The sequence below is a fragment of the Sulfitobacter sp. genome (assembly GCF_036961165.1).
Classification (GTDB): domain Bacteria; phylum Pseudomonadota; class Alphaproteobacteria; order Rhodobacterales; family Rhodobacteraceae; genus Sulfitobacter.
This window is the reverse complement of the sequence record NZ_JBALVJ010000022.1, coordinates 20,421-44,018: the sequence shown is the minus strand read 5'-3', so window position 1 is coordinate 44,018 and position 23,598 is coordinate 20,421. Positions and strand designations below refer to the sequence as shown.

Here is a 23,598-nt window from a genome sequence, read left to right as displayed (position 1 = left end):
AGTTAATCTAATCCCGCTTTGGTCTCCAGATTGGGGAGTGCTTCAGCCTCACCATCAATGGGCCGGATCTCTACGACTTGCTGCCCTGGGCGTACATACTCGTAACCATGGCTCTGCCGTGCGTCGATGTGAACGGATACCGCAGAAACCTTCCCATCGCTGGCGAAGAATTCCACCATCCTTGCCCTTACAGCCTCGCTCTTTGAATTGAGCATCAGGTCCATGCCAACCTCGAATGCTCGGGCCTTATACACCGCCTTGTCGGCCTCGATGCTGGCGATGAATTCAAGCTGTACTGTTTGGAGGTAGTCGCGCACCTCAGGCCGCTTCATGGCTTTGTGATAGCCTTGGGGGCTCATTCCCGCTTCTGCGCAGGCGGCCGCTATCGTCATTCCTTGTTTAACCCTCAAATTAATTGCATGGCGCAGCGCAGTGCGCATACGTAGGGGGCGAGGCGGGATTATGGAAAGCTCTGACATAGAGGTATTGTGCCCTTTGGATCCGTGAGGGCAAATGCATTGAAAACGCAAGTTGTGGTTTTTGTTGGCTAAGTACATATTGATTATAGATTGTGCTTGGTAGGTAAGACAAAATGCGCGCACTGATATTTTCCGCACTATTGCTACTTGGCTGCGGCCCCGCCCAACAGGGAAGCCTTGCATGGTTTAGCAGTGCCTCTCGGTCTGAGCGTGTGGCACATTTTCAAAGTATCTGTGGGGGCTATGGCTTTAAGCCTAATACGGACAAAATGGCCGAGTGCATCGCGCGCGAGATAGATAGTGCACGACAGCGCCTAGAAGCGGTGAAGGCTCGGGCTTTCGAGCCTAGTATAACAACGATCTGCAACACTTACGGAACCACAACTATTTGTAATTGAAAAATTTTGAATGCCGCGCGAGAGGGAGACGACTACAGGATCTGACGCCGCGCGTTTTACCCCCACCCCCCTCCGGGATCGCCCCCCCTACACCCTCCCGTTCCCCCGCGTTCTATGGCTATGAGGGGCAGGCCAGCACTTGAATTGTGGAAATTCCGCGGCCGATCACATAGACCAGCCGCACCTTATTTATCTCGATGCTGCGACGTCTAAGCGCCGATGTTCTGCGCACTCTGGGAAATGGTATCAAAGATGGTGTCATGCGCGGGTGACGCATTGCCCAGCACGTACCCCCCAAGATCCTCTTTGAACCACTCAATCTGTGCGATCATGTCAGCCGTTGACGTGGCCGGTGTAGAAGCAAGAAGAACGCTCAGGCCATGCTCCGTGTCCATCAAGGTCTTTTCTTCGTCGCCATTGTCCGGTGCATCACATGCTGCATCCCGCGCCGCATGCCATTCGACCAGCCATTGAACGTGTCGGCCTACCGGTGCGGCTTGCGATGCAATCAGCGCATGAACCTTCGCGCGGGCAGAAAGGGTGAGGTTCCGGATTGCTTCGTAAAATTGTTCGACTTTTATTTTTCGTCCTTCGAGATTGAGCCCATGAAGTTGGGCGGGAAGAAGAAAAGTCAGTCACGCTCGGAGTAAATGGCGGGAAAATTGGTGGGATGGATTTAGAAAAACCATATTTCACCAACAAATACAAGGTATTGGCTGATAGATTTGGCGGACAGACAGGGATTCGAACCCTGGAGACGGTCTCCCGCCTACACACTTTCCAGGCGTGCGCCTTCGACCACTCGGCCACCTGTCCGTTGGAGGTCCTTAGCAAGGGAGTGCGCGTATGTGCAAGCCCGAAAGTGGACCAAAACGCGGGAAATCATCAGCTATCGAGATGAAGATAAATCCGGCGGTTCATCTTGCCCTTCTTTTCGATCTTTCCAAGGCGCAATGCGCCGATCTCACCCGTGCGCGCAACATGGGTCCCGCCGCAAGGTTGCAGATCAATCCAATCGGTCTCTTCGCCGATGCGCACCAGTCTAATATCCCCCGATCCACGCGGCGGCTTTACGGCCATTGTCTTGACCAGTTGGGGTGCAGCCTCAAGCTCGGCCTCGGCAATCCAGCCTTCACTGACGCGCGCGTCGCGCTCAACAAAGTCGTTAAGGGTTTCCTCAATCGCCTGCCGATCCTCTGGCGCATCGGGCATATCGAAATCAAGCCGTCCGTGCGTGGCCGAGATGGCGCCGCCCGTCACCCCGAATGGCACCGCTACAGACAGCAGATGCAACGCCGTGTGCACCCGCATGTGTCTATGCCTGCGGTCCCAATCAAGCTGTTGCATCACTTGAGCACCAACAGGCGGCAGCGACAAAGGCTCGGACGGGACCAGCACGATCTGATCCCCCTCGCCCTTCACGGCCGTCGCAATCGCAAGGCGGTTGCCCTGCCAGCTTAGAACACCACTATCGCCGGGCTGACCGCCTCCCTTCGTATAGAACACAGTCGCATCAAGCACGATGCCGCCCTCGGCGGTATGGGCCACCACCGTTGCTGTTGCATCCCGTTGGTAAGGATCTTCAAGGAACAGCTTTATAGTCATTGGTCATCATCTTTTTCTGGTGCTTCTGCAGCAGGTGCCGCTTTTGCAGAAGAGGAAGCTTTGCGCTTCGGTTTGGCTGGCTGAAATGCTTCGGGATTGCGCAACCAGATGTCTTGCTGGGCGAAGGGTATCTCGATCCCTTCTTCGGCAAAGCGTCTGGCGATCTCGTGGTTCACATCGTTTTTAACGATATTGAGCCATGTGACGTCACGCAAGAAGATGCGGATCTCGAAATCCATTGAGGAAGCGCCAAAGTTCAAAAACAAGACCTGTACCGCAGGATTGGCCAGCGCCATGGGTTGGGCGTTGGCGATCTCCAACAGGATCTTTTCAACCTTTTTTGTATCCGTACCATACGCCACGCCAATAGGGATAATCACACGGCCTAACGTATTACCGCGCGTGTAATTGATCACTGTGCCGCTCACCAGATCGGCGTTGGGCACGATCACATCCGTCTTGTCGAATGTCTCGATACGGGTTGAGCGCACGGAAATGTCGCGGACAAAACCCATCTGCCCACCTGTCACCTCAATCCAGTCACCTTCAGAAATAGGACGCTCGATCAGAAGAATGATACCGGAAACAAAGTTCGACACGATGTTCTGCAAACCAAAACCGATACCCACAGAAAGCGCACCAGCGACAATAGCGAACGAGCTTAGATCAATGCCCGCACCCGTAATCGCTGCTAGCGCCGCAAGGAAAATACCCACATAGCCCAGGCCCGAAACGATGGCGTTCTGACCGCCCTTGTCGATCCGCGTTTTGGGCAAGACGTTTGTCTTGAGCGCCCCTTGGGCAAGCCGCGTAGCAAGGTAGCCAAAAGTAAAAATCAGCGCAAAGGTCAGAAAATCTGTGGGCGAGATACGGGATTCACCGATAGAAAATCCACGCCGGAAGACAGCCCAAATCTCGGTCAGGTCAGCCACCCGCGCGCCCCACGCGAGCGCCAGCGCGGGCAATGCCAAAAGCAGCAAGAGCATGCCAAAGAATACTGGCATCAGGGCATCACGCGCCTGCACGCCCAGCCCTGTGATAGCGCCGTAGACGTCCGCACTGAACCGCTGAAGGGCAAGCACCAAACCAAGGATCACCAGCGTCAGAACCGTCGGGTGAAGTACAAAAGCGCTGGCGTTGTAATAGCCCGCCGCCTGCAACACCGGCGCCATGATCGCCACACAAATAGTCGCGGTACCCAAGCTGCGCACAAGCCGTCCCAGCGTGCTGGCGCGGGTCAGCTCCTCATCCTCCTGCTCTACCGCTTCGGCGCCGGAGTGGCGCAGCAAGCGGCCGATCCGGTAGACCGCGTAGGACATTAGAACCGTGAACGGAAAGCTCACAACGGTTTTGGAAAGGCTGCTTCCGTCATCAAGAGATAAGATGCGCAACAACAGCATGTTGATGATAATCAGCAGCGTGATGCCACTCACAAGAAAGCGCGCTTCGCTGCGGTCTCTTTGATCTAGCTCCAGCAGTGCTTCGTCGTCCTCGCGGGCAAATATCTGTTCGGCCACCCAGCGAAAGCCAAGCATGAGACCACCCAGAAACGGAATCAACAACACCAGTTGGTCGCCGCGCTCGCCCAGATACCCTGTCGTAAGCGCGGCGAATGCAAGCAGTGACAGGCCGATCAGCGGGAATACGATCCGTAAAAGCGAAAAGACGAACCGCCAAACACTTAATCTGCGTCCGCCAACACGGCTGAACCGGGTAACGATCTTTGTAGACCAGCGGCGGCCACGCAAAATGAGGATCAAGCCCGCTACCGAGGCAAGCAGAATGACCGGCAGGTTGCGCATCAACTCGGCACGGCGCGCAGCAAGCTCGTCTTCCGCCGGCGCACTCCACAGCTTGGATATCGCACCGTTTAGGGCTTCAACTGCCACTGGCCAGTGCGTCGGGATGAGCGGAGATTCAACGACCTCCAGCAAAGCTTCGGTTTGCCGGTTGCGCAAAATTGCGTCGATCTCGCCAACAAGGCCATCAGCACGGGCATAGGCACTGTCTGCCACCTGTACCGGCCCCATCAATACGGCAAGCTGCTCTTCCAGCTCCTTGCGCTTGGCGACAACTTCAGCCGCTTCCAGCACCTCTTCAGCATCGGTCGGCTGCCCGCCCAATAATGCGAGCTGATCGCGCAAGCTGGTGATCCGCGCGGCGTTGACGCTGCGTGCCTCATTAAATTGCTCGCGATATTTGGCAATCTCGCCTCGCAAGGCTTCCAGCGTTTCGTCCGCTGTATCAGCCTCGTCCACCGACTTTTCGGCGCGCTGCGCCAGATCCTGCCACTGCGACATGTCGATACCGGGCAGATCCTGCGCCAGAACGGCACCGGCACATAGTACCAACAGCCCGAGAAGACCGACAAACCGGATGAGGCCGCCTTTGAACGCGCTGATCATACGTCTTCGAAAACCGCTGGAATTTCGGCTGGTTCACGGTCCAGCCATGCGGGGAAAGGCAGACCCTTTTCGCGCAGGAAGGTCGGGTTGAACAGCTTGGCCTGGTAGCGCGTGCCATAGTCGCACAGGATCGTCACAATCGTGTGCCCCGGCCCCATTTCACGCGCCATGCGCATTGCACCGGCCACGTTAACGCCAGAGGATGCACCAAGGCACAGACCCTCATGCTCAAGCATATCAAACACCAACGGCAGCGCTTCTGCATCCGGAATATTATACGCAAAATCAGGGGTGAACCCTTCAAGGTTGCGGGTGATGCGGACCTGCCCGATGCCTTCGGCGATTGATCCGCCTTCCATCTCAAGCACACCACGGGTGTAATAGTTGTAAAGCGCAGCACCATCCGGATCAGCAATACCGATCTTCACGCCTTTGGGCTGCAACGCCATCGCCGTCCCAACAAGTGTACCGCCAGAACCAACAGCACAGATAAAGCCGTCGATCTTACCATCGGTTTGTGCCCAAATCTCAGGGCCTGTGGTTTCGATGTGGGACTGACGGTTCGCCAGGTTGTCAAACTGGTTTGCCCAAATCACGCCTTCCTTGCTGGTGCGGGCCAATGCATTTGCCAACCGCTCTGAATAGCGGATAAAATTGTTGGGATTGCGATAAGGGGCAGCCGGCACCTGTACCAGTTCTGCACCCGCAAGGCGGAGCATCTGCTTTTTCTCTTCGGACTGGGTTTCCGGAATAACGATCACGGATTTGAACCCCATAGAGGCCCCTACCAACGCCAGACCAATGCCTGTGTTGCCTGCAGTACCTTCGACGATGGTGCCGCCAGGCTTGAGATCGCCGCGGGCAATGGCATCACGGATAATGAACAGCGCGGCACGGTCTTTTACCGACTGGCCCGGGTTCATGAACTCGGCCTTGCCGTAAATCTCACAACCCGTTTCCGCACTCGCACGGCGCAATTTGATGAGGGGCGTATTGCCCACAGCTTGTTCCAGATCGCGCGCTACTTGCATCGGGGCACCTCGTTTTTTATGCCCCCTACATCTACCCCTGCCGCGTCAGGACCTCAACCTGCATCGGTGATGCACCAACCAATAGGCCAACAGCGCCAGCGGTGTGTTTGCAATTGCCTGCTGTTCGGCCATGTCGATGAAATCCGTATAGGAAATAAGGCGAGATCGGATATCTTCCGCCTCACTTTCCAGACCACTCACAACGGCAGCGTCATCGGGCAGATCGGCTAGCCCAACGAAAATGTGAAAATACCCGGTCGAGTCGCCGGGGCTGCAATAGCCGCGAGCCACTGTCTCAAGCGCCTCGATCTCAAGGTTAGCCTCTTCGCGCGCTTCACGCCGGGCGGTCTGTTCTGGGCTCTCGCCCGGATCAATACGGCCTGCGATAGGCTCAAGATGCCAAATCTCTGGATCACCACGCCCCAACGGACCCACGCGCATCTGCTCAACCAGAAGCACACGGTCCCGCTTGGGGTCGTAAGGCAGCACCAAAGCGGCGTCCCCCCCGACCAAATAAGACCGTTCCAGCATGGGAGACATGCCCCCGCCAAATCGGCTATGGCGCAGGCTCACCTCTTGCATCGCAAAGAAACCGACATAGGCGCACTCTTGCCTATTAATCTCAACTTTGCCATCGAACACGCCCTGCCCCGCATGAGTTCGTGCGCCCAACACCCTGGACCATGCGCGAGCGCGGATTTGCGGGAACATGGCCGCGACCTGTTCGGGGGTATGAGAGGTCAGGTATCGCATTACCTCCCGCGCCGCATGGCAGGACATCGCAGCCCAGCGATCAACCCAAGCCTCAAAATCCCATAGCCCTTCTGTCCGCCATTGGTCTGGCGCGCATAAATAGACCTCTGCCGCTTCGCCATTTTCCAGCACAACGTCAACCAAATCGTAGGCAAAACCGCCTTCATAAAAGTTCAGGCGCGCAACATCAGAAGCTGTGAGACCGCTTGCCAGAAGGCCCTCAGCGCGACCGCCGGCCTCAGGAACAAGCATAGGGAAAGGCTGATCCGCCACAGCGTAAACGGAATGATCGCTTAACGTGGTCGCGCGCAGAGTATCAGCGTCAAACGACCGACCGAGCACGGTTTCGAGAAGCGGCGCGTGCCGCAAGCTACCGTAAAAAAAGAGGGAGGCCATGCCTTAACGCCATCTCTTTGCTGCAGAATCGGTCAACAGGCCGACAACCAAAGCGCCAATGGTCGCCGTGATGATGACAGGGAAAGTTGCGATCATCAGGCCAAATTCAGAGGCAATGAGGAAAATCGCTGTAATCGCCTCCATCGGGCTATCGTAGCGGTTGAGCAAGGCGAGGCGAAACATCTCATAGCACGAATGCACAGCAATCCCGTAAATGAACAGCACCGCAACGCCGGTGACACCGTTATTGATAGCCGACACAACGCCGCGACCAGCGCGGCGCCCCATCACGACCCACCCGATACATAATCCAAGGAATGCGTTAACGAAGTTGAACCAACCGAAATCAGTCCCATCAGGCAACAACGGACGGATAAGGTCAGACAAGATCCAGCCCAGAACAGCGAGTAGTATCCCCGCGACGAGACGTGCAGCTGTTGGCATTGCGATTTTCCTTTGGTGCCTATGACGGGATCACCCCGGCTTGCGCACCGTAATCTGCGTTACATCACAATTTCCACTGTCAAATGTCGCAGCGCAGGAAGTGAGGTAAAAATTCCACATGCGTTTGAACCGCTCATCAAAGCCCATTTCCGCGATTTCGTCCCACTTTTCATTAAAGGTCTCATGCCAACGGCGCAGCGTGATGTCATAGCTTTTGCCAAATTCGATAGATTTCTCTACCGCAAGCCCTGCCGTTTCGATCTGTTGGCGCAACGCGGAGGGGCTGGGCAGCATACCACCCGGAAAGATGTATTTCTGGATGAAATCAACGCCGCGTTTGTAGACCTGCCACCGGCGGTCCGCGACGGTGATGATCTGGAAGGTCGCCATTTTGCCGGGCTTGAGACGCTTGCGCACCGTGTCGAAATAAACCGGCCAGTATTGCTCTCCCACGGCTTCGAACATCTCAATGCTGGCGATGCCATCAAAGACGCCTTTTTCATCGCGGTAATCTTGCAGCTTAAACGTCACTTTTTCAGAAAGACCAGCTTCTTCAATGCGGTTCACAGCATACTTAAACTGCTCTTCGCTAATTGTGAGGCAAGTCACCTGCAAGCCGCGCTCAGCTGCTGCGTATTCCGCAAAACCACCCCAGCCACAGCCGATTTCCAGTACATGGTCACCGGGCTGCACGCCCATCTGGTCAACCATGGATTTGTATTTCTCGGTCTGCGCGGCTTCCATGCTTTGCTGCGGGTCGCGGAAGATCGCGCTGGAATAACTCATCGTCTCATCCAGCCATAGACTGTAAAAATCATTACCTAAATCATAGTGATAGGAGATGTTCTTACGCGCTTGCTTTTTGGAATTACGCTGCAGCCAAAACCGAAGCTGTTCGAACCTGCGGACCAAACCCATGCCAGGAAAGCCGTCATAAAGCTCTTCATTGTCGGCATGAATGAAGTCCATAAAGGCCTGCAAATCGGGTGTGCTCCACCAGCCATCGAGGTAGGCGTCACAAAACCCCAGGTCACCCTCGCGGATCAGTCGGGCAAACAGGTCATCGTTATGCACATGCAATTCGGCAACCGGTCCGGGCTTCGCCCCTTCTGCGCGAAAATGACGGCCGTCGGGGAGTAAAAAATCAATGCGGCCATGACGCAAGCCTGAAGCCATACCAAGCACGCGGGCAAAGTAGCGTGGCAGATCTTTATGGCCTTCGGCGGTGGTCAAAATCATGTCAGGTCCCTGTTTTTCGACTTGTCTATTATAGCCAATTTGCATGTTTCAGCAATTATATTCACTTAAAACCCCCTACTTTCATAAGCATGTAGGGCGCGCTTGCGGCCATCACTTACGTCGACAATCGGCTCCGGATAATCATCGTCTGGCGACATATTCCAATGCTCCGGCATCGCGTCAAAATAGGCCAAAGCGTCCTTGTGCGGTGCATTGCGTCCCTCGGCGATCCAGCGATCAGGATAGGCGTGCTTTTTGTCAAACTTGTCGAGCTGGCTCACCGGATTGAACACCCGGAAATAGGGCGTAGCATCAGGGCCGGAGCCCGCTGACCACTGCCACCCCATCGCGTTGGCGGCCGGATCCCAGTCAATCAGACACTCCTCAAACCATTTTTGGCCTATCTTCCAATGACATAAAAGGTGCTTTGTCAGGTAACTTGCCACGATCATGCGGCCACGATTGTGCATCCGACCCGTTACATACATCTCACGCATCGCTGCATCGACAAAGGGAATTCCGGTGCGCCCCTGTTTCCACGCCTTCACCTCTGCGCGGCGCTCATCTTCATTCCAGTTGAAGCCGGTCCATTCTTCGCGCCAGTTAGAGGTTAAAATGCGCGGCGTATGATGCATCAGATGATAGGCAAACTCGCGCCAGACCAGTTCCTTGAGGAACGTCTCCGCCCCGACCTTGCCTTCATGAAGCGCGCGTTGACCTGCATGCCAGCATTGGTGCGGACTGATCTCTCCTAAAGCGAGGTTTTCGCTCAGGTTAGATGTCCCGTCGACAGAGGGTAGATCGCGGTTGGCATTATAGTCAGCAACTTTATGCGCCAGAAACGCCCCAAGCCGCGATTGGGCGGCTTTCTCACCCAATTGCACGAAAGGTCGCAGTACATCCGCGCCGCGAACCATCGCAGCACCCATCTGCCAGTCTGCCAGATTATCGGAGGCAGGCCAGCTTTCTGGCGTAGAGATATTCGACGGGGCGGACAGCGGCGCGTCAACCGCACGGTCCTTCACCGAGCGCCAGAATGGCGTGTAGACCTTATAGTACCCCCCAGTCTTGGTCTCGACCGTCCACGGCTCAAACATCAAATGCCCGCCGAATGACCGCACGTCGATGCCATCTTCTTTGAGCGTGGCCTTTACTGCGCTGTCACGTTCCAATGCGTCAGGATCATATTGCCGCGTCCAGTAAACCGCGCCTGCTCCCGTCTCGTCGATCAGTTTTTGCAACGCGTCTAACGCACTACCTGACCGACGAAGGATCAATCTGCTGCCCTTTTCGGCCAGCGTTTCACCGAAATGCTCTAACCCAAGGCCCATCCGATACTTCGGCGCAGCACCTAGGGTGTCATAGAGAGGATCAAGAATGAAAACCGGAATGACCGGCCGACCTGTGGCACAGGCGGCATGGAAAGCTGGATGATCGCTCAGCCGCAAATCGCGGCGGAGCCATATCAGGATGGGGGATGTCTCGCTCAACGGTGTTTGCCCTTATCTCGCTTCTGTTAACTACTTAGGCCAACCACGACAGGATCAAGGCAAAGGTTTCACAAAACGTCATCCAAAGCGTTCAAAAGCTGATCTATTTCCGCTTGAGAGGTATAATGTGTGAAACTGAGCCGCAAAACGCCCTTCTCCGCGTCCACGCCCATCGCCTTTAATACGCGCACAGCGTAGAAATCGCCGCCGCCTGTCATGATCCCTTTGTCGGCCAGTTCACGGGCGACATCCAATCCGGGCCGGTTGAGCGCAAGCGCCACGGTCGGTGCACGCTGATGTGCATCCTGAGGTCCGATCAGACGTACTGAATTGCGATCTTTGACAGCATCCAGAAGCTGCTGAAGCAACTGTGTCTCGTGGTTGCGCATCAGATCATGCACCATTGTCCCACGCGCTACGGCATTGGTATTCCCGCCACCGTGATGGGCGTAAAGCGCATTGATATAATCCGCCATACCTGCACAAGCCGCGATCTGGGCATGATCCGGCCCAGCAGGTGTGAAGCGCTTATATAGGGTATCGGCGTTAAAATAGTGCCCCTGATTCGGTAGCAGCTCTCCCAGAGCGCGACGAATGACCATCAACCCCTGATGCGGTCCATAGGTTTTGTATGCAGAGAACAGGTAAATATCCGGCCCTAGCGCACCCACATCAACAAACCCGTGCGGTGCATAGGACACCCCATCCACACAGACAAAGGCACCTGCGGCATGGGCCAGCGCCGTAATTTCAGTGACCGGATTGATTTCTCCCACAACGTTGGAGCAATGGGGAAAACACACTAGCCGCACCTTATCGTCCAGCAAATCCTCAAGGTCTTCCGGATTCAGATGGCCGGTTTCAGGATCAATGCCCCATTCGCGCACCTCGATGCCACGATCGGCCAGCCTGCGCCACGGTCCGGTGTTGGCTTCATGATCCTGATTGGTCACAATAATTGCTTCGCCGGGCTCCATCATCTGCCCGAACGCCTGCGCCAAAACATAGGTGTTCTGAGTGGTGGACGGCCCAAACGACAACTCATCACCGTCAACCCCAAGGATCGCGGCCATACGGCTGCGCGCCTCGTCCATTTCTTCACCACCAAGGGTGCTTGCCGCATAAGGCGCATAGGGCTGCACCTTGCGCTGGGTATAAAAACGGGTGAGCCGGTCAATCACGGCGCCACATGTATAGGAACCACCAGCGTTCTCGAAAAACGCCTGCCCCTGCAACACAGGTTCCGCAAAAGCTGGAAACTGGCTGCGCACAAATTCTGTATCTAGTTTCATGCGGCTAGGATGTTTCAAGCGATCCCAGCCGTCAAACGAAAATCACATGGAGCACGAGATATTTCAGTGCTTTGTACAACGCGAAAGCCGCCGGTGCGCCGCCCTCAACAAGGCTTTTGCATAAATGCGGTGCAGCGGCATAGCCAACCGCGCAACAAACGGCAGCTTCACTCCTTCGGTGGCCATAACAGCTGAACCAAAGCTCAGCCTAGTGCCATCGGTGCTAACCTCTGCGGAAAACCACGACCGAGTGGACCCAGAAAAGTCCCGCATCAGGATCTGGTCTTTGCTCCGCGCCTCCACATTCCACGCAGCAAAGCTATCACGCCCGCCGCTTAGCATCTGCGAAAGCTCACTATCCTTGATCCACCTGCGCAGCAACAGCGTCAGCACTGCACGCTCCGCCCGAAAAAGCGGTGATGTATAAAAGGCCCCGAGATAGTCCTCCAGCGTCACGTCGCGCGAAAGGTCGATCATAAAGCAATCGGTGTAGGTGGCACCCTGCCCCACATAGCGCGCTAGAAACGCGCCATGCGGGACAGGGCATTCCGCAATGGTCACGCGTTAACGTCAACCACAACGCGGCCCTTGACCTGCCCCTTGAGGATATCAGCCGTCAGCTTGGGCAGGTCCGACATCTTGGCCGGCACTGCCATCGCTTCAAGCTTGTCCATGGGCAGATCGGCCGCAACCCGCTTCCAAGCGCGCAAGCGGTTGTCATAGGGCTGCATGACACTGTCGATGCCCAGCAAATTCACGCCGCGCAACAAGAACGGGATCACAGTTGCAGGCAATGCCGCACCGCCAGCCAGACCGACAGACGCCACTGAAGCACCGTATTCCATCTGTCCAAGCACGCGTGCCAGCATGGCGCCGCCCACGGCGTCTACGCAACCGCCCCAAGTTTCGCCCTCCAACGGACGCTTGACCGTCTCGTTGATCTCTTCGCGGGCAACAATCTGCGTCGCCCCCAAAGATGTCAGGTAATCCGCTGTTTCAGGCCGCCCCGTGACTGCCGCGACCTTGTAGCCAAGGTTGGCCAAAATCGCCACCGCGACCGAGCCTACGCCCCCCGCAGCACCGGTAACCAATACCGGACCAGCTTTGATACCGTGATCCTCAAGCGCCATCACGGACAGCATCGACGTCAAGCCCGCAGTACCGACAGCCATGGCCTGACGCGCATCAATGCCATCCGGAAGCGGCACAAGCCAATCCGCCTTCACACGCGCCTTTTGCGCATAGCCGCCCCAGTGGGCCTCGCCGACGCGCCAGCCCGTCAGCACAACTTTGTCACCGGCCTTATAGCGCGGATCGGATGACTCTTCGACCATGCCGGAAAAATCGATGCCCGGTACGTGCGGATAGTTTCGGACAAGACCGCCGCCACCCGGGCTCATGCACAAACCGTCTTTATAATTGACGGTCGTAAACTCGACCGCGACAAGCACCTCGCCATGCGGCAACTGATCCTCGGAAATCTGCGTAATCTGTGCAGATGTATTTCCGTCATCATCCTTGCTGACGATCATTGCATTAAACATATGTCTCTCCTTCCGGGGGCTTTCCCCAATTCGTTCGGCCATTTTCCTTTGGCCATAAATATCCCAGGTCTTCCGAGGGGTTGCCCCCTCCGGTTCCGAATTCTCAACCCGCTCAGGCCCAGAAGGCCTCGCGCACCAGCGCATCGCGCGGCCCGTCAGGTGTCTCCACCCTAAGCGATGTTCCGTCATCCCAATGGGTCATGCGCACCATTCCGATGGCCACATTGGTATTGAAATCCGGCGACCATGCTGCCGAGGTCACCTGCCCAACCCGCTTGGTGCCCGCCATCAGAGGCCAGACGCGGTCACAGGGTCCGACCGGATTCCCTGCAATCTCAATCGCGCGGACCTGCTGAACAGGGCCCTCCTTCGCAACGCGTAGCAAGGCATCACGCCCGATACAACCGATCGCCGTTTGCGTGTCACAGAACCTGCCCAGACCGCATTCATGAGGCGTGTTGTCGTCGGTCATGTCATTGCCATAGCTTAACAATCCGCTCTCGACACGTTCAATACCGTTGGGACATCCCGCGCGCACGTCCAAATCACGGCCCGCCTCCATCAGCGCGTTCCACAGCGGCATCCCGATTTCAGAGCCCTCGACATAAATTTCGAAACCGCCCTGCTTGGAATAGCCCGAGCGCGCCACAGCAAGGGAGTGCCCCTGAAAATCAAACATGCCAAATCGGAAAAACCGAACATCGCGCACCGCATCGCCGAAAACCCGCGCCATCAACTCGTCGGACTTTGGTCCCTGAATTGCCAACGGGCTCACATCCGGCTCGTCCACAAGCACGTCCAGACGGTAGCCGTTGGCGATCCCCTTGACCCACAGCAACAGATCACTGTCAGCGATCGATATCCACCAACGGTCTTCTGCCAGCTTCACACAAACCGGATCGTTCAGCATCCCGCCGGTCTCATCGACGATGGGCACGTAATAGCAACGGCCCGGCAACATCCCGCGCAGATCGCGCGGCGTCAGCATCTGCATCAGGCGCGCAGAATCCGGGCCGCGCAATTCGACCTGCCGCTCACACGCGACATCCCAGACCTGAACGGCGGATTTGAGGTGGTGGTAGTCCGCCTCGACACTCTCGAAGACAGTGGGCAGCAGCATCCGGTTATAGACCGTGTAGGCGCTGACACCCGCCGCTTCGACACCATCCGAGAAAGGCGTCCGGCGCAGCCGCCGTGTTTGAGAAACAGTCGCCATCATGCATCCTCCGGCAAATAGACAAGGTCAGACACCGGCGGGGTCATCCCAGCAGCAGACAGCATCTGGCTAATCTGCCCACGGTGGTGGGTTTGGTGATTGAACATATGCGCCACGCACAACGCCAAGGGTTGAGTGAACGTCATTCCAGCAGCCTGGGAGTGCCACTCAAGATCGCTGCGCAGGTCCATATTGGACAAGGTTTGCGCCCAGTTCCGTATGCGGTCATCCATACGGAACCGCTCTGACTCCCAGACGCCGGTTGTTAACGTAAAGGACGTATGCTCGGCCCCTGCAGCAGGAGGGCAAACATCACTACACCAGCGGCTCATCCAAAGGGTATCGCCCCACAGAATGTGGTTAAGCGTGGCAAAGATGGACCCGAAGAACGCGCCACGGTCAGCCTGAACGTCTGCCTCGTCAATCTGTTGAACAACGCCCCGCAACTGATTGTTTTGCAACGCGTTATAACGCGCCATCTGCAGCACGTAATCTTTCTCAATCATGTAACGCCACCTTTCCAGTCAATTACGCGGACCTTGGGCGTAAGACCAACGAAGGCCAGCCGGATTATCAAAAGAAGAAGATGCGGCATAGCGAAGTCCTGCGAGTCACACGTTGCAAATTTAATGTCAGACAATTACTCTTTTGCCAAATAATAAATGTAAGACATATGAAATTAGACCCACAAAGCCCCGCTGACCTGCCCGCCCAAATCGCCACTGCCATCCGTGATGAAATCATTGCGGGCCGATTGATTGTGGACGCACGATTGCCATCAGAGACCGAGCTGGCCGAGCAGTTCAAAGTGTCACGCCCTACTGTACGCGAGGCGCTGAAAAGGCTTGCGGCTCAGTCGCTTATCCGAACCCAGCGCGGAGCCACCGGCGGCGCTTTTGTCAACCGCATCAGCTTTCCCGAAGCTTACGCCCAGCAGATCACCACCTCTACCCTGCTGCTGTCGATGAACGAGGTGAGCTTTGAGACCGCGTGCGAGGCACGGTTCGCACTGGAGCGTTCGTGCGCGACACTTAGTGCGCAACGCCGTACGGCGGACCACCTTGCCGACATGCGCGCCGAAATCCACCGTCAGGCGCAACCAGGCCTTACGGATGAGGCCTTCTGCGCTTCGGATGTGGCGTTCCACCGTGCACTGGTAGACGGGGCGTGCAACCCCGTTCTGTCCTACCAGCTTGCCGGCGCGGTGGAGGCGATGCAGCCACTGATGAACATGATCACCTTCTCTGCCCGCGACCGCGCGCGTATTGTGGCGCTGCACAAGGCCATCGCCGAAGCGGTAGAGGCGCAGGATCCCGATGCAGTCTTTAGCGGCCTGACTGCACTCGAAGAAGAAACCCAGACGCTGGGCGCCGGTATTTTTGCCGCCCGCGCCGCGCAAGGGTCGGCGGGTTTGGCCAGATAAGCTGGGCTAGTCCTGAATAATCACCTTCATATTGCGCAGCCTACCTGCGGCGTCATGGCGAAAAGCTTGGCCGCCTTGTCAGGGTGTAAACGGATGCAGCCTGATGATGCGGGATGGCCAAGTCGACTGATCTGATTAGTGCAATGGATCGCGAAATTTCCACTGCAAAAGATCGCAAACGGCATCAATGCATTGTTGTAAAAGCCGGATTTATGTTCCTTCGAGAGCCACTTAGCATGCAAAACGCCGCGCGGCGTGATCTTACCTTTGCGCGCAGTTGAGACCTGCCAAGTATGGATTTGCGTACCATCGCGATAGACACGCATCGTCTGCTCGGAGACATCAACTTTAGCAAAAAGTTGCCCCGCCTCAACCACGGCAGGGAACATATGGATCAGAGATGCGATCAACAGAGTGGCGGATAAAAATCTCATTTGGTAACAACTTCCAACTCGAAATGCGCAATGTCATATGAAATCATGCACCTAAGCTCTTATTGTCAAAGGATAGCTGCGGCAACTCGGCCAAAACTACGGATCTGCATACCTCTTTGACCGGCCCTTCGTAGCAACCAATGCACCTCTGTCTGCGTTGAGGCACCAAACGACGCGTGACCCGAGCTGGTGCAGAATAACGGGATCGGAGAGGCAAATGGACTTTGTGACGTTCATCAACTGGGCATTGGCCCTGCTCAGCATCGGTTTTGGCGCGTTGGGCTGGCTGCGGCCCGATCACACGATGCGCACCCTTGATTTGCAAGACACCGGATCGACCATGGGTATGTCAGAGGTCCGCGCGGCCTCTGGTGCGTTGTTCGTGATGGCAGGCATTGGCGCACTACTTTTATCCACACCCGCAGCTTTTGCGATGATCGGGTTCATCTGGGGCGGTGGTACTGTTGGCCGCCTGACGTCGCTGGTTCTGGATGGGACAACACGGCTTAAGTGGATATTCTTTGCCAGTGAAGCCGCAATCGCAGCTATTGCGCTGTCAGTGAACCTCTAGGCCCTTGAATTGCGCGCGCCCCGGCTCTATCTATGAGTTGTCCTTAGGGACTATGGATATAAACGCGCTCGTAATAAGCGGTTCGGACCCGGGGGCGGTACCCGGCGACTCCACCAATCATCCGTCATTTGCGGATCATGGGGTCGAAATAGGATCGACGAACGTCTAAAGGGGTTATGCTTTATCTCGGCTGGGTGCCACCGTATCGGCCCAAAATGTACAATTGCAAATGACAATCGTGCTCCAATGGCGATGGCCGCGTAAGCGACCGGAACTATTGAAATCTAAGTCCTTGCGTTTAGCGACGTAAGGCGGGGCCCGCCGGAGCCTGGCAACAGAATCCGGCACCTTCCCCCCTACCGATCACACCACCAGACATGCACATGGTGTGCCCGGCCGGGCACACCACACGCGTGTGTTTACGCGCAAACGGCCTTATTCGCCTGAAGCGCACCGACATGGCGACTGTCTGCGCTGATGTAGGTATAGGTATATTCAAAACCGTAATCGCTGAGCAACGTGCGTATCGCATCATTGCCACACATGGCATCTTACATCATGGCCTGCTGGTCTGCAAAAAGCGAGACCTTGTCGACCGCTTCATAAGTCTGCCCGACGCGGTAGAAGTAGCGCACTTTCAGTCCTTGCACGGCCATATTGCTGAACTGGACATAGCTGCTCTCGTCAGAGCGATCGGCAGTCTGGTTCATGTCCCGCGCGGCACGCTCGAAAAAGGTGACGATCTCTTGTTGTTCTGGCGTCAGATCTGGGGTCTGCCTCAGACCTTGTGCGGAAATGGCAACGATGCGCTGAAGCTGTTGCGCCGTGCTTTGCCCCAGATGGCTGATATCCGTCCGGCTCACGATCTCTGTTCCTTGATCGATCGGCTGCTGGTCTGCAATGACCGCCACCGCCGCAGGCTCTGACTGATCGTTGGACCCACCAATCTTATCGCCCAAATACATGACACCAATTGCCAGCAGTGCACCAGTCGACATCATGCCGACCATATCTTTGATTTCCATTTCAGTCCCCCCCAGGACAGCTCATTCTCTTGAGCGCTTGTCATTCTGTAGTGGCAGCTTGAAACACTACCACAATATCTGCGGGGATTTCGCAATAAATCGCTATGTAGTTCAACCCTGATCTGAAGCGTTCTTGCAGAAAATCCTCCCATCCATACGCTTAAGTCCGGATTGCAGCCGGTTGACCGAAGCCAAAGCGCGTGGCAAAGATTATTTTAAGGGGAGCGCTGCGAACGCCCCGTGAGGCGCAAGCTGGAGGTTCGCATTTTTCCAAACACGGAAGGATGCATGCTATGGCTGCCCCAAATGAAATAATTGTACCGCAACTGATCCGCCTCATCGGCTCGCCCGATGCCCCTGTGATTGTCGATATCTCGATTGATGAAGACTTTGCAGCGGACCCCTTTCTGATCCCTGGCGCGTTTCGCCACCCTCACACCGATTTGGCCGGCCTCAAAGATCGCACAGCAGGACGCGCCTGTGTGATTGTTTGCCAAAAAGGCATTAAGCTAAGCCAAGGGCTCGATGCGCTGTTGCGCTGTGACGGTATCGTTGCGGAGTATCTTCAGGGCGGCAACCTTGGCTGGGCTGCCCATCCGGATGCCCCACGCTTGCCCGCCGCTGCTTTGCCCCCGCTGATGGATGGCGCAACTCTGTGGGTGACCCGCCACCGTCCCAAGATTGATCGCATCGCCTGCCCGTGGCTCATCCGCCGCTTTGTCGACACGCAGGCCCGCGTGCTTTTTGTCTCACCCAGCGAAGTGGTTGGTGTGGCCGACCGGTATGGCGCGCAACCCTTCGATATAGAGGGGGTGTTCTGGTCCCATCGGGGGGAACGCTGTACCTTCGATACCATGCTTGATGAGTTCGGCCTAAACACAGCCGCGCTGACACGCATGGCAACGGTCATTAGCGCGGCAGACACCAATACTCACGATCTTGCGCCTCAGGCTGCAGGGCTACTTGCGCTCTCTGTCGGCTTGTCGCGGCAATACCGTGATGACAACGCGCAGCTTGAGGCAGGCCTGGCCATCTATGACGCGCTTTATCGCTGGGCACGCGATGGCAGCACGGAAGGCCACGACTGGCCAGCGGGCCAACAGACATGAGCGCGCCCGACTGGCGGGAGATGACCCGCGTCTTTGGCCGGATCGGGTTGCTGTCCTTTGGCGGACCTGCGGCTCAGATCGCGTTGATGCACGAAGAATTGGTGAGCAAACGTGACTGGCTAAGCGAACAGACCTATCTGCGGGCGCTCAGCCTGTGCATGCTCTTGCCCGGACCAGAGGCAATGCAGTTGGCGACTTACGCAGGATGGCGGATGCGGGGCACCGCCGGAGGGCTGTTGGCAGGCCTCCTGTTTGTGATCCCCGGCGCTTTGGTCATCGCTGTGCTTGCTCTGTTTTATGCCGCTTACGGTCAGTTACCACTGGTGCAAGCCGCATTTCTGGGGATCAAAGCCGCTGTCATCGTCGTGGTATTTCAAGCCCTGCGCAAAGTGGCAGGCAAAGCGTTGATTGGCGTGCAAGGATGGGTTCTTGCTGCTTTGTCTTTCGTAGCCCTATTTGTCTTTGGCCTTCCATTTCCTCTGATTATCATCGTTGCAGGGCTTTGGGGGTTGGCGCAGGCCCGCATTGCACCGCAGATGCCGATGCCTGATCCCGTTCAGGCCGCGCCTTTGCGCGTTCTTGCCCTATGGGGGGCGCTTTGGGCGGCACCGCTATTGGCTTTGTGGATGCTCGATCAACAATTCCTTCTTGATCTGGGCCTGTTCTTTTCAAAGCTCGCTGTGGTGGCGTTCGGTGGCGCCTATGCCGTGCTGGGATACATGACACAAACGGTCGTCACGGACCTTGGCTGGATTAGCCCCGAAGCAATGATTGACGCCTTGGGGCTGGCTGAAACAACACCGGGGCCGCTGATACTGGTGACCGAATTTGTGGCGCTTCTGGCCGGATATGCACAATCCGGTCTCACAGGTGCCATCGCCACTGGTCTTCTGGCGCTTTGGGTCACATTCACACCCTGCTTTTTGTGGATTTTCCTTGCCGGTCCCTACCTCGAACGGCTTAGCGCCCAACCGCGCCTTACGGCCGGATTGCAAGCTATCACTGCCGCCGTCGTCGGGGTGATTGCAAATCTCACAGTCTGGTTTGCCATGCACGTTCTGTTCAGCAGTGTTGGCACGGCAGGGAGCTTGCAACTTCCCCTGCCCGTCTGGTCCAGTTTTGAACCGGTTGCCGCTAGCTTAACTGCTCTTGCCGCCGTGCTCATGCTCGGCTTGCGTGTCGGGTTTGTACAAGCAATGGTGGTTCTTGGTCTCTGCGCACTCGGGCTGGGGTTGATCTAAGCACAGGCCCTTTCATCCCGCTCGGAATCGCCTATGATGGGTTTAATTGACACACCTGAGGGACATGACATGAGCCGCACCATCGACTACGGCAACCTCATGCACGATGCCATGCGCAGCCTTATCCGCAATGTCCTGCTGGACGTGGCGGACAACGGTTTGCCAGGCGCGCACCATTTTTTCATCACGTTTGACACGTCCCACCCTGATGCAGAGCTGGCCGACTGGCTGTCAGACCGCTATCCGGATGAAATGACTGTTGTGATGCAACATTGGTATGACAACCTTGAGGTTACAAACGATGGCTTTTCCATCACGCTGAACTTTGGCGATGCACCAGAGCCTTTGTATATCCCCTACGATGCGATCCGCACCTTTGTGGACCCGTCAGTGGAGTTCGGCCTACGGTTCGAACAGCAAGAAGACGGTGAGGCAAAGGCAAAGGCAGCCACCAAGCCAACCGAGCTGCCCCAGACCGACGAATCCGATCTTGAGGTCGAGGAAACGTCGGCAAAGGCTGCTGAAATCGTCTCTCTGGACAGTTTTCGCAAAACATAGGTTTGCGCGGGGCAGCAGCAGCGGCTAAACAGCGCCTGAACATATCAGATCAGGAGCCTCTCCCATGGCCGATACCCGCACAGAAACCGACAGCTTTGGCCCCTTGGAAGTACCGTCCGACAAGTACTGGGGCGCGCAGACGCAACGCTCGATTATCAACTTCCCCATCGGTTGGGAAAAGCAGCCGATCGCCATCGTGCGCGCGTTAGGCGTGATCAAACAAGCCTGTGCCGAAGCAAACATGGCACAAGGCACACTAGACGCAGACCGCGGCAATGCGATTGTGCAGGCGGCCTCCGAAGTGGTTGCGGGCAAGTTCGACGACAACTTCCCGCTGGTTGTGTGGCAGACAGGCTCCGGCACCCAGTCAAACATGAACGCCAACGAAGTCATCGCCAACCGTGCGATTGAAATCATGGGCGGCGTTATCGGCTCCAAAGATCCGGTTCACCCGAACGATCACTGCAACATGGGCCAGTCCTCAAACGACACTTTCCCGACAGCCATGCACATTGCCGCGGCCACTACAGCGCATAACGTGCTGCTACCCGGCCTGAAAAAGCTGCACGCAGCCCTTCAAACAAAGGTCGAAGAGTTCGACGGCATCATCAAGATCGGCCGCACTCACACACAGGACGCAACACCGCTGACCCTGTCGCAGGAATTTTCTGGCTACACCCATCAGGTAGCGATGGGCATCAAACGCGTCGAAGACGGTCTTGGCCGGATCTATGAACTGGCCCAAGGCGGCACAGCCGTTGGTACAGGCCTGAACACCCGCAAAGGCTGGGCCGAGACAGTAGCTGCCAATATGGCGCGAATCTCTGGCCTGCCCTTCATCACGGCCCCCAACAAATTCGAAGCACTGGCCGCGCATGACGCAATGGTCGAGATTTCCGGCCATTTGAAAACAGTTGCTGCCAGCCTGTTCAAAATCGCAAACGACATCCGCCTTCTTGGCTCTGGCCCGCGCTGTGGTTTGGGTGAGTTGATCCTGCCCGAAAACGAACCTGGCAGTTCAATCATGCCGGGCAAAGTGAACCCGACGCAGTGCGAAGCGCTGACACAAGTTTGCGCCCACGTCTTCGGTAACGATGCAGCCGTCGGGTTTGCCGGCTCTCAGGGCCATTTCGAATTGAACGTTTACAAGCCAATGATGGCCTATAACGTCCTGCAATCCATGCAACTTTTAGGCGATTCGGCGTCCGCGTTCACCGACAACCTCGTTGTTGGCCTGAAAGCTGACGCTGACCGGATCGAAAAACTGATGCGCGAGTCGCTGATGCTGGTGACAGCGCTGGCGCCTGAAATCGGGTATGACAACGCGACGAAAGTTGCCAAAACTGCGCATAAGAACGGCACGACCCTCAAAGAAGAAGCTATCGCGCTCGGCTTTGTGGACGCAAAGACATTCGACCGCGTGGTGCGGCCGGAAAATATGATTGGACCGAAATGACCACGCCCCTGAACCTCAACAAAATCCACAAAGAGCGCGGCCGCACGTCCCGTAAGGCCCGTGCGAATGAAAACGCTGTCGCTTTCGGTCAGTCCAAGGCGCAGAAAGAGGCGCTTAAGGCGCGTGCGGAACAGATCGCGCGCAACCTCGAAGGCCATAAGCGAGAGACATGAGCGCGCGGCCCGTCAAACACTCGGTCACGTTACACGGGCACCGCACCTCTATCTCGCTTGAGGCACCGTTTTGGGCTGAATTGCGCGCAATCGCGCAGGATAAATCCATGCCAATCAATGCCTTGGTGGCCGAGATTGATGCAGAACGCGGCATGGACAGCGGATTGGCCTCGGCCATCCGCGTCTATGTCTTAAATGCGTTGAAGGATCGGTTGCCCCGATCAGACTAGGCTGGGCCGATCAACGCCCCATCAACCATTCATTCCGATTGGTACCTGCGCCGCGACGCCTTTGAGCATGTGCTCGTGCGTCGCGGCTACATTTTGTAGATCTCCGTGACTTACGCCACCGAAGCCGCATAAATCTTTTCGATGTTACGGCCAAGCGATGCGTCGAACTCAGCGTCGCTCATTTTGACGTTCAAGCCTTCTGCAAGGGCGCGGCTGAAGCTCGCGATCATTTTGTGGTTCTGGCTGAGAAGCTCACAGGCTTTGTCTGTGGAGTACCCTCCCGACAAAGCGACAACACGCAAGACGCGTGGATGATCTGCAGCGGTATCATACAGCCCCGCCTTGGTCGGAACAGTCAGCTTAAGTATAACATCAATTTCTTCTGGCAAGCTGTTCAGATGTTTCAAAATTTCGGAATTCAACATATCTTCGGCCTGCACTTTGGTTGCACTATCGATATGCACTTCAGGCTCTACAATCGGCACAAGTCCCGCAGCGGCCACCTGCTTGGCAACGTCGAACTGCTGGGCGACAACATCTGCGATCCCTTGCGCATTAGCCTCCAGCACTAGCGAGCGCTCCTTGGTGCCGAAGATGCCCTTTTCATTGGCCTTGGCCAGCAGAGCGTCCAGATCCGGCATCGGCTTGAGCAGCTGAACCCCGTTGGCCTCATCCGCAAGGCCCTTGTCGATCTTCAGAAACGGCACCACGCCGCGCTCTTCCCACAAAAGCTGTGCTGTGGGTTTGCCGTTGATATCGCTGTCCATCGTCCGTTCAAACAAAATGGCGCCCAGAACTTTTTCAGAGGTAAACGGCTCAGACAGAATGATCCGGCTGCGCATGGCGTGAACGGCCGCGTACATTTCGGTGTCACCCGAATAATCCGAAGGCTCGACCCCGTACTGCTGCAATGCCTTCGGCGTTGACCCACCCGACTGGTCCAGCGCGGCGATAAAGCCGGGTGCAGTTGCGATACGGGTGCGTTGTGCGTCTTTTGCGGACATAAAAACTGCCTTTGTAAGCTGGAAACTGATTAGAAGACGTTCTAAAGCGTTCGCCTCTACAGCGCCAGATGCTTTGACACTG

Annotated in this window: 25 protein-coding genes, 1 tRNA gene and 1 other RNA gene; 9 read left to right on the top strand and 18 right to left on the bottom strand. The window is 56.4% G+C overall.

Annotation, left to right across the window (positions count from 1 at the left end; genetic code table 11):
- Positions 1–2: 2 nt before the first annotated feature.
- From V7730_RS11445 to V7730_RS11375, 15 genes are all read right to left on the bottom strand, one after another.
- A complete protein-coding gene (locus tag V7730_RS11445; RefSeq protein WP_335747722.1) occupies positions 3–440 on the bottom strand; it encodes a hypothetical protein in 438 nt (145 codons plus the stop codon).
- A gap of 646 nt (positions 441–1,086) precedes the next feature.
- Positions 1,087–1,272 carry a hypothetical protein gene (locus V7730_RS11440; protein WP_335747721.1) on the bottom strand — a complete coding sequence of 62 codons (186 nt, stop codon included), beginning with the start codon at positions 1,270–1,272 and terminating at the stop codon, positions 1,087–1,089.
- Positions 1,273–1,603: 331 nt separating this feature from the next.
- Positions 1,604–1,693 (bottom strand) — tRNA-Ser (locus V7730_RS11435).
- A gap of 69 nt (positions 1,694–1,762) precedes the next feature.
- Positions 1,763–2,482: an alanyl-tRNA editing protein gene (locus V7730_RS11430; protein WP_335747720.1), complete on the bottom strand. Its 720-nt coding sequence runs from the start codon at positions 2,480–2,482 to the stop codon at positions 1,763–1,765.
- Positions 2,479–4,887, bottom strand: coding sequence for a DUF3772 domain-containing protein (locus V7730_RS11425; protein ID WP_335747719.1), 2,409 nt, complete (start codon positions 4,885–4,887; stop codon positions 2,479–2,481). Before V7730_RS11425 ends, V7730_RS11430 begins: the two co-directional genes overlap by 4 nt.
- Positions 4,884–5,918, bottom strand: coding sequence for a cysteine synthase A (locus tag V7730_RS11420; RefSeq protein ID WP_335747718.1), 1,035 nt, complete (start codon positions 5,916–5,918; stop codon positions 4,884–4,886). Before V7730_RS11420 ends, V7730_RS11425 begins: the two co-directional genes overlap by 4 nt.
- A 45-nt stretch (positions 5,919–5,963) precedes the next feature.
- A complete protein-coding gene (locus V7730_RS11415) occupies positions 5,964–7,067 on the bottom strand; it encodes an NUDIX domain-containing protein (RefSeq protein ID WP_335747717.1) in 1,104 nt (367 codons plus the stop codon).
- Between the two features lie 3 nt (positions 7,068–7,070).
- Entirely contained in the window at positions 7,071–7,511 is a 441-nt protein-coding gene (locus V7730_RS11410) for a TrgA family protein (protein ID WP_335747716.1), read from the bottom strand.
- 30 nt (positions 7,512–7,541) lie between these two features.
- Positions 7,542–8,750: a cyclopropane-fatty-acyl-phospholipid synthase family protein gene (locus V7730_RS11405; protein ID WP_335747715.1), complete on the bottom strand. Its 1,209-nt coding sequence runs from the start codon at positions 8,748–8,750 to the stop codon at positions 7,542–7,544.
- A gap of 65 nt (positions 8,751–8,815) precedes the next feature.
- Positions 8,816–10,240, bottom strand: a complete 1,425-nt coding sequence (locus V7730_RS11400; RefSeq protein WP_335747714.1) for a cryptochrome/photolyase family protein — start codon at positions 10,238–10,240, stop codon at positions 8,816–8,818.
- A 68-nt stretch (positions 10,241–10,308) separates the two neighbouring features.
- A complete protein-coding gene (locus tag V7730_RS11395; protein WP_335747713.1) occupies positions 10,309–11,532 on the bottom strand; it encodes an aminotransferase class V-fold PLP-dependent enzyme in 1,224 nt (407 codons plus the stop codon).
- Positions 11,533–11,595: 63 nt separating this feature from the next.
- Positions 11,596–12,093, bottom strand: a complete 498-nt coding sequence (locus V7730_RS11390; RefSeq protein ID WP_335747712.1) for a hypothetical protein — start codon at positions 12,091–12,093, stop codon at positions 11,596–11,598.
- Complete coding sequence (gene acuI, locus V7730_RS11385; protein WP_335747711.1) at positions 12,090–13,076, bottom strand: acryloyl-CoA reductase; 987 nt, start codon at positions 13,074–13,076, stop codon at positions 12,090–12,092. The genes V7730_RS11390 and acuI overlap by 4 nt, the downstream gene beginning before the upstream one ends.
- A 112-nt stretch (positions 13,077–13,188) precedes the next feature.
- Positions 13,189–14,292 carry a dimethylsulfoniopropionate demethylase gene (locus V7730_RS11380; RefSeq protein ID WP_335747736.1) on the bottom strand — a complete coding sequence of 368 codons (1,104 nt, stop codon included), beginning with the start codon at positions 14,290–14,292 and terminating at the stop codon, positions 13,189–13,191.
- Positions 14,292–14,798: a DinB family protein gene (locus V7730_RS11375; RefSeq protein WP_335747710.1), complete on the bottom strand. Its 507-nt coding sequence runs from the start codon at positions 14,796–14,798 to the stop codon at positions 14,292–14,294. Before V7730_RS11375 ends, V7730_RS11380 begins: the two co-directional genes overlap by 1 nt.
- 167 nt (positions 14,799–14,965) lie before the next feature.
- Here V7730_RS11375 and V7730_RS11370 point away from each other — a divergent pair, with 167 nt between their 5' ends.
- Positions 14,966–15,715, top strand: coding sequence for a FadR/GntR family transcriptional regulator (locus V7730_RS11370; RefSeq protein ID WP_335747709.1), 750 nt, complete (start codon positions 14,966–14,968; stop codon positions 15,713–15,715).
- Between the two features lie 26 nt (positions 15,716–15,741).
- On the opposite strand, the gene V7730_RS11365 is transcribed toward V7730_RS11370, so the two are convergent.
- The gene (locus V7730_RS11365; protein ID WP_335747708.1) at positions 15,742–16,104 is read right to left on the bottom strand and encodes a L,D-transpeptidase; all 363 of its coding nucleotides are present in this window, start codon (positions 16,102–16,104) and stop codon (positions 15,742–15,744) included.
- A gap of 262 nt (positions 16,105–16,366) precedes the next feature.
- On the opposite strand from V7730_RS11365, the gene V7730_RS11360 reads away from it, so the two are divergent.
- Positions 16,367–16,720 carry a DUF4345 family protein gene (locus V7730_RS11360; RefSeq protein WP_335747707.1) on the top strand — a complete coding sequence of 118 codons (354 nt, stop codon included), beginning with the start codon at positions 16,367–16,369 and terminating at the stop codon, positions 16,718–16,720.
- Positions 16,721–17,069, top strand: a transfer-messenger RNA (tmRNA) gene (gene ssrA, locus V7730_RS11355).
- Between the two features lie 202 nt (positions 17,070–17,271).
- Here the strand turns inward: ssrA and V7730_RS11350 are convergent.
- On the bottom strand, positions 17,272–17,745 hold the full coding sequence (locus V7730_RS11350) for a hypothetical protein (RefSeq protein ID WP_335747706.1): 474 nt from the start codon (positions 17,743–17,745) through the stop codon (positions 17,272–17,274).
- A 293-nt stretch (positions 17,746–18,038) separates the two neighbouring features.
- On the opposite strand from V7730_RS11350, the gene V7730_RS11345 reads away from it, so the two are divergent.
- The 6 genes from V7730_RS11345 to V7730_RS11320 all read left to right on the top strand — a co-directional run bounded on the left by V7730_RS11345 (position 18,039) and on the right by V7730_RS11320 (position 22,512).
- Positions 18,039–18,854: a sulfurtransferase/chromate resistance protein gene (locus V7730_RS11345; protein ID WP_335747705.1), complete on the top strand. Its 816-nt coding sequence runs from the start codon at positions 18,039–18,041 to the stop codon at positions 18,852–18,854.
- Positions 18,851–20,095: a chromate efflux transporter gene (gene chrA / locus V7730_RS11340; RefSeq protein ID WP_335747704.1), complete on the top strand. Its 1,245-nt coding sequence runs from the start codon at positions 18,851–18,853 to the stop codon at positions 20,093–20,095. Before V7730_RS11345 ends, chrA begins: the two co-directional genes overlap by 4 nt.
- A gap of 69 nt (positions 20,096–20,164) precedes the next feature.
- Positions 20,165–20,653 (top strand): SspB family protein, encoded by a 489-nt coding sequence (locus tag V7730_RS11335; protein ID WP_335747735.1) that lies wholly within the window; start codon positions 20,165–20,167, stop codon positions 20,651–20,653.
- Between the two features lie 64 nt (positions 20,654–20,717).
- Positions 20,718–22,109: a class II fumarate hydratase gene (fumC, locus tag V7730_RS11330; protein ID WP_335747703.1), complete on the top strand. Its 1,392-nt coding sequence runs from the start codon at positions 20,718–20,720 to the stop codon at positions 22,107–22,109.
- Positions 22,106–22,282 (top strand): DUF4169 family protein, encoded by a 177-nt coding sequence (locus V7730_RS11325; protein WP_335747702.1) that lies wholly within the window; start codon positions 22,106–22,108, stop codon positions 22,280–22,282. Before fumC ends, V7730_RS11325 begins: the two co-directional genes overlap by 4 nt.
- On the top strand, positions 22,279–22,512 hold the full coding sequence (locus V7730_RS11320) for a ribbon-helix-helix domain-containing protein (protein WP_335747701.1): 234 nt from the start codon (positions 22,279–22,281) through the stop codon (positions 22,510–22,512). Before V7730_RS11325 ends, V7730_RS11320 begins: the two co-directional genes overlap by 4 nt.
- A 110-nt stretch (positions 22,513–22,622) precedes the next feature.
- Here V7730_RS11320 and V7730_RS11315 read toward each other — a convergent pair whose 3' ends face one another.
- A complete protein-coding gene (locus tag V7730_RS11315; protein ID WP_335747700.1) occupies positions 22,623–23,516 on the bottom strand; it encodes a fructose bisphosphate aldolase in 894 nt (297 codons plus the stop codon).
- Positions 23,517–23,598: the final 82 nt, after the last annotated feature.

Bases quoted from the DNA above. Each gene is read 5' to 3' on its own strand.
- V7730_RS11440 (WP_335747721.1), bottom strand. From the start codon at position 1,272: ATGGACACGGAGCATGGCCTGAGCGTTCTTCTTGCTTCTACACCGGCC.
- V7730_RS11405 (WP_335747715.1), bottom strand. From the start codon at position 8,750: ATGATTTTGACCACCGCCGAAGGCCATAAAGATCTGCCACGCTACTTT.
- V7730_RS11315 (WP_335747700.1), bottom strand. From the start codon at position 23,516: ATGTCCGCAAAAGACGCACAACGCACCCGTATCGCAACTGCACCCGGC.
- V7730_RS11370 (WP_335747709.1), top strand. From the start codon at position 14,966: ATGAAATTAGACCCACAAAGCCCCGCTGACCTGCCCGCCCAAATCGCC.
- V7730_RS11415 (WP_335747717.1), bottom strand. From the start codon at position 7,067: ATGGCCTCCCTCTTTTTTTACGGTAGCTTGCGGCACGCGCCGCTTCTC.
- V7730_RS11360 (WP_335747707.1), top strand. From the start codon at position 16,367: ATGGACTTTGTGACGTTCATCAACTGGGCATTGGCCCTGCTCAGCATC.
- V7730_RS11375 (WP_335747710.1), bottom strand. From the start codon at position 14,798: ATGATTGAGAAAGATTACGTGCTGCAGATGGCGCGTTATAACGCGTTG.
- acuI (WP_335747711.1), bottom strand. From the start codon at position 13,076: ATGTTTAATGCAATGATCGTCAGCAAGGATGATGACGGAAATACATCT.
- V7730_RS11335 (WP_335747735.1), top strand. From the start codon at position 20,165: ATGAGCCGCACCATCGACTACGGCAACCTCATGCACGATGCCATGCGC.
- fumC (WP_335747703.1), top strand. From the start codon at position 20,718: ATGGCCGATACCCGCACAGAAACCGACAGCTTTGGCCCCTTGGAAGTA.
- V7730_RS11365 (WP_335747708.1), bottom strand. From the start codon at position 16,104: ATGTTCCCTGCCGTGGTTGAGGCGGGGCAACTTTTTGCTAAAGTTGAT.
- V7730_RS11425 (WP_335747719.1), bottom strand. From the start codon at position 4,887: ATGATCAGCGCGTTCAAAGGCGGCCTCATCCGGTTTGTCGGTCTTCTC.
- V7730_RS11380 (WP_335747736.1), bottom strand. From the start codon at position 14,292: ATGGCGACTGTTTCTCAAACACGGCGGCTGCGCCGGACGCCTTTCTCG.
- V7730_RS11325 (WP_335747702.1), top strand. From the start codon at position 22,106: ATGACCACGCCCCTGAACCTCAACAAAATCCACAAAGAGCGCGGCCGC.
- V7730_RS11320 (WP_335747701.1), top strand. From the start codon at position 22,279: ATGAGCGCGCGGCCCGTCAAACACTCGGTCACGTTACACGGGCACCGC.
- V7730_RS11395 (WP_335747713.1), bottom strand. From the start codon at position 11,532: ATGAAACTAGATACAGAATTTGTGCGCAGCCAGTTTCCAGCTTTTGCG.
- V7730_RS11420 (WP_335747718.1), bottom strand. From the start codon at position 5,918: ATGCAAGTAGCGCGCGATCTGGAACAAGCTGTGGGCAATACGCCCCTC.
- V7730_RS11445 (WP_335747722.1), bottom strand. From the start codon at position 440: ATGCGCACTGCGCTGCGCCATGCAATTAATTTGAGGGTTAAACAAGGA.
- V7730_RS11350 (WP_335747706.1), bottom strand. From the start codon at position 17,745: ATGGAAATCAAAGATATGGTCGGCATGATGTCGACTGGTGCACTGCTG.
- V7730_RS11430 (WP_335747720.1), bottom strand. From the start codon at position 2,482: ATGACTATAAAGCTGTTCCTTGAAGATCCTTACCAACGGGATGCAACA.
- V7730_RS11410 (WP_335747716.1), bottom strand. From the start codon at position 7,511: ATGCCAACAGCTGCACGTCTCGTCGCGGGGATACTACTCGCTGTTCTG.
- V7730_RS11345 (WP_335747705.1), top strand. From the start codon at position 18,039: ATGGCTGCCCCAAATGAAATAATTGTACCGCAACTGATCCGCCTCATC.
- chrA (WP_335747704.1), top strand. From the start codon at position 18,851: ATGAGCGCGCCCGACTGGCGGGAGATGACCCGCGTCTTTGGCCGGATC.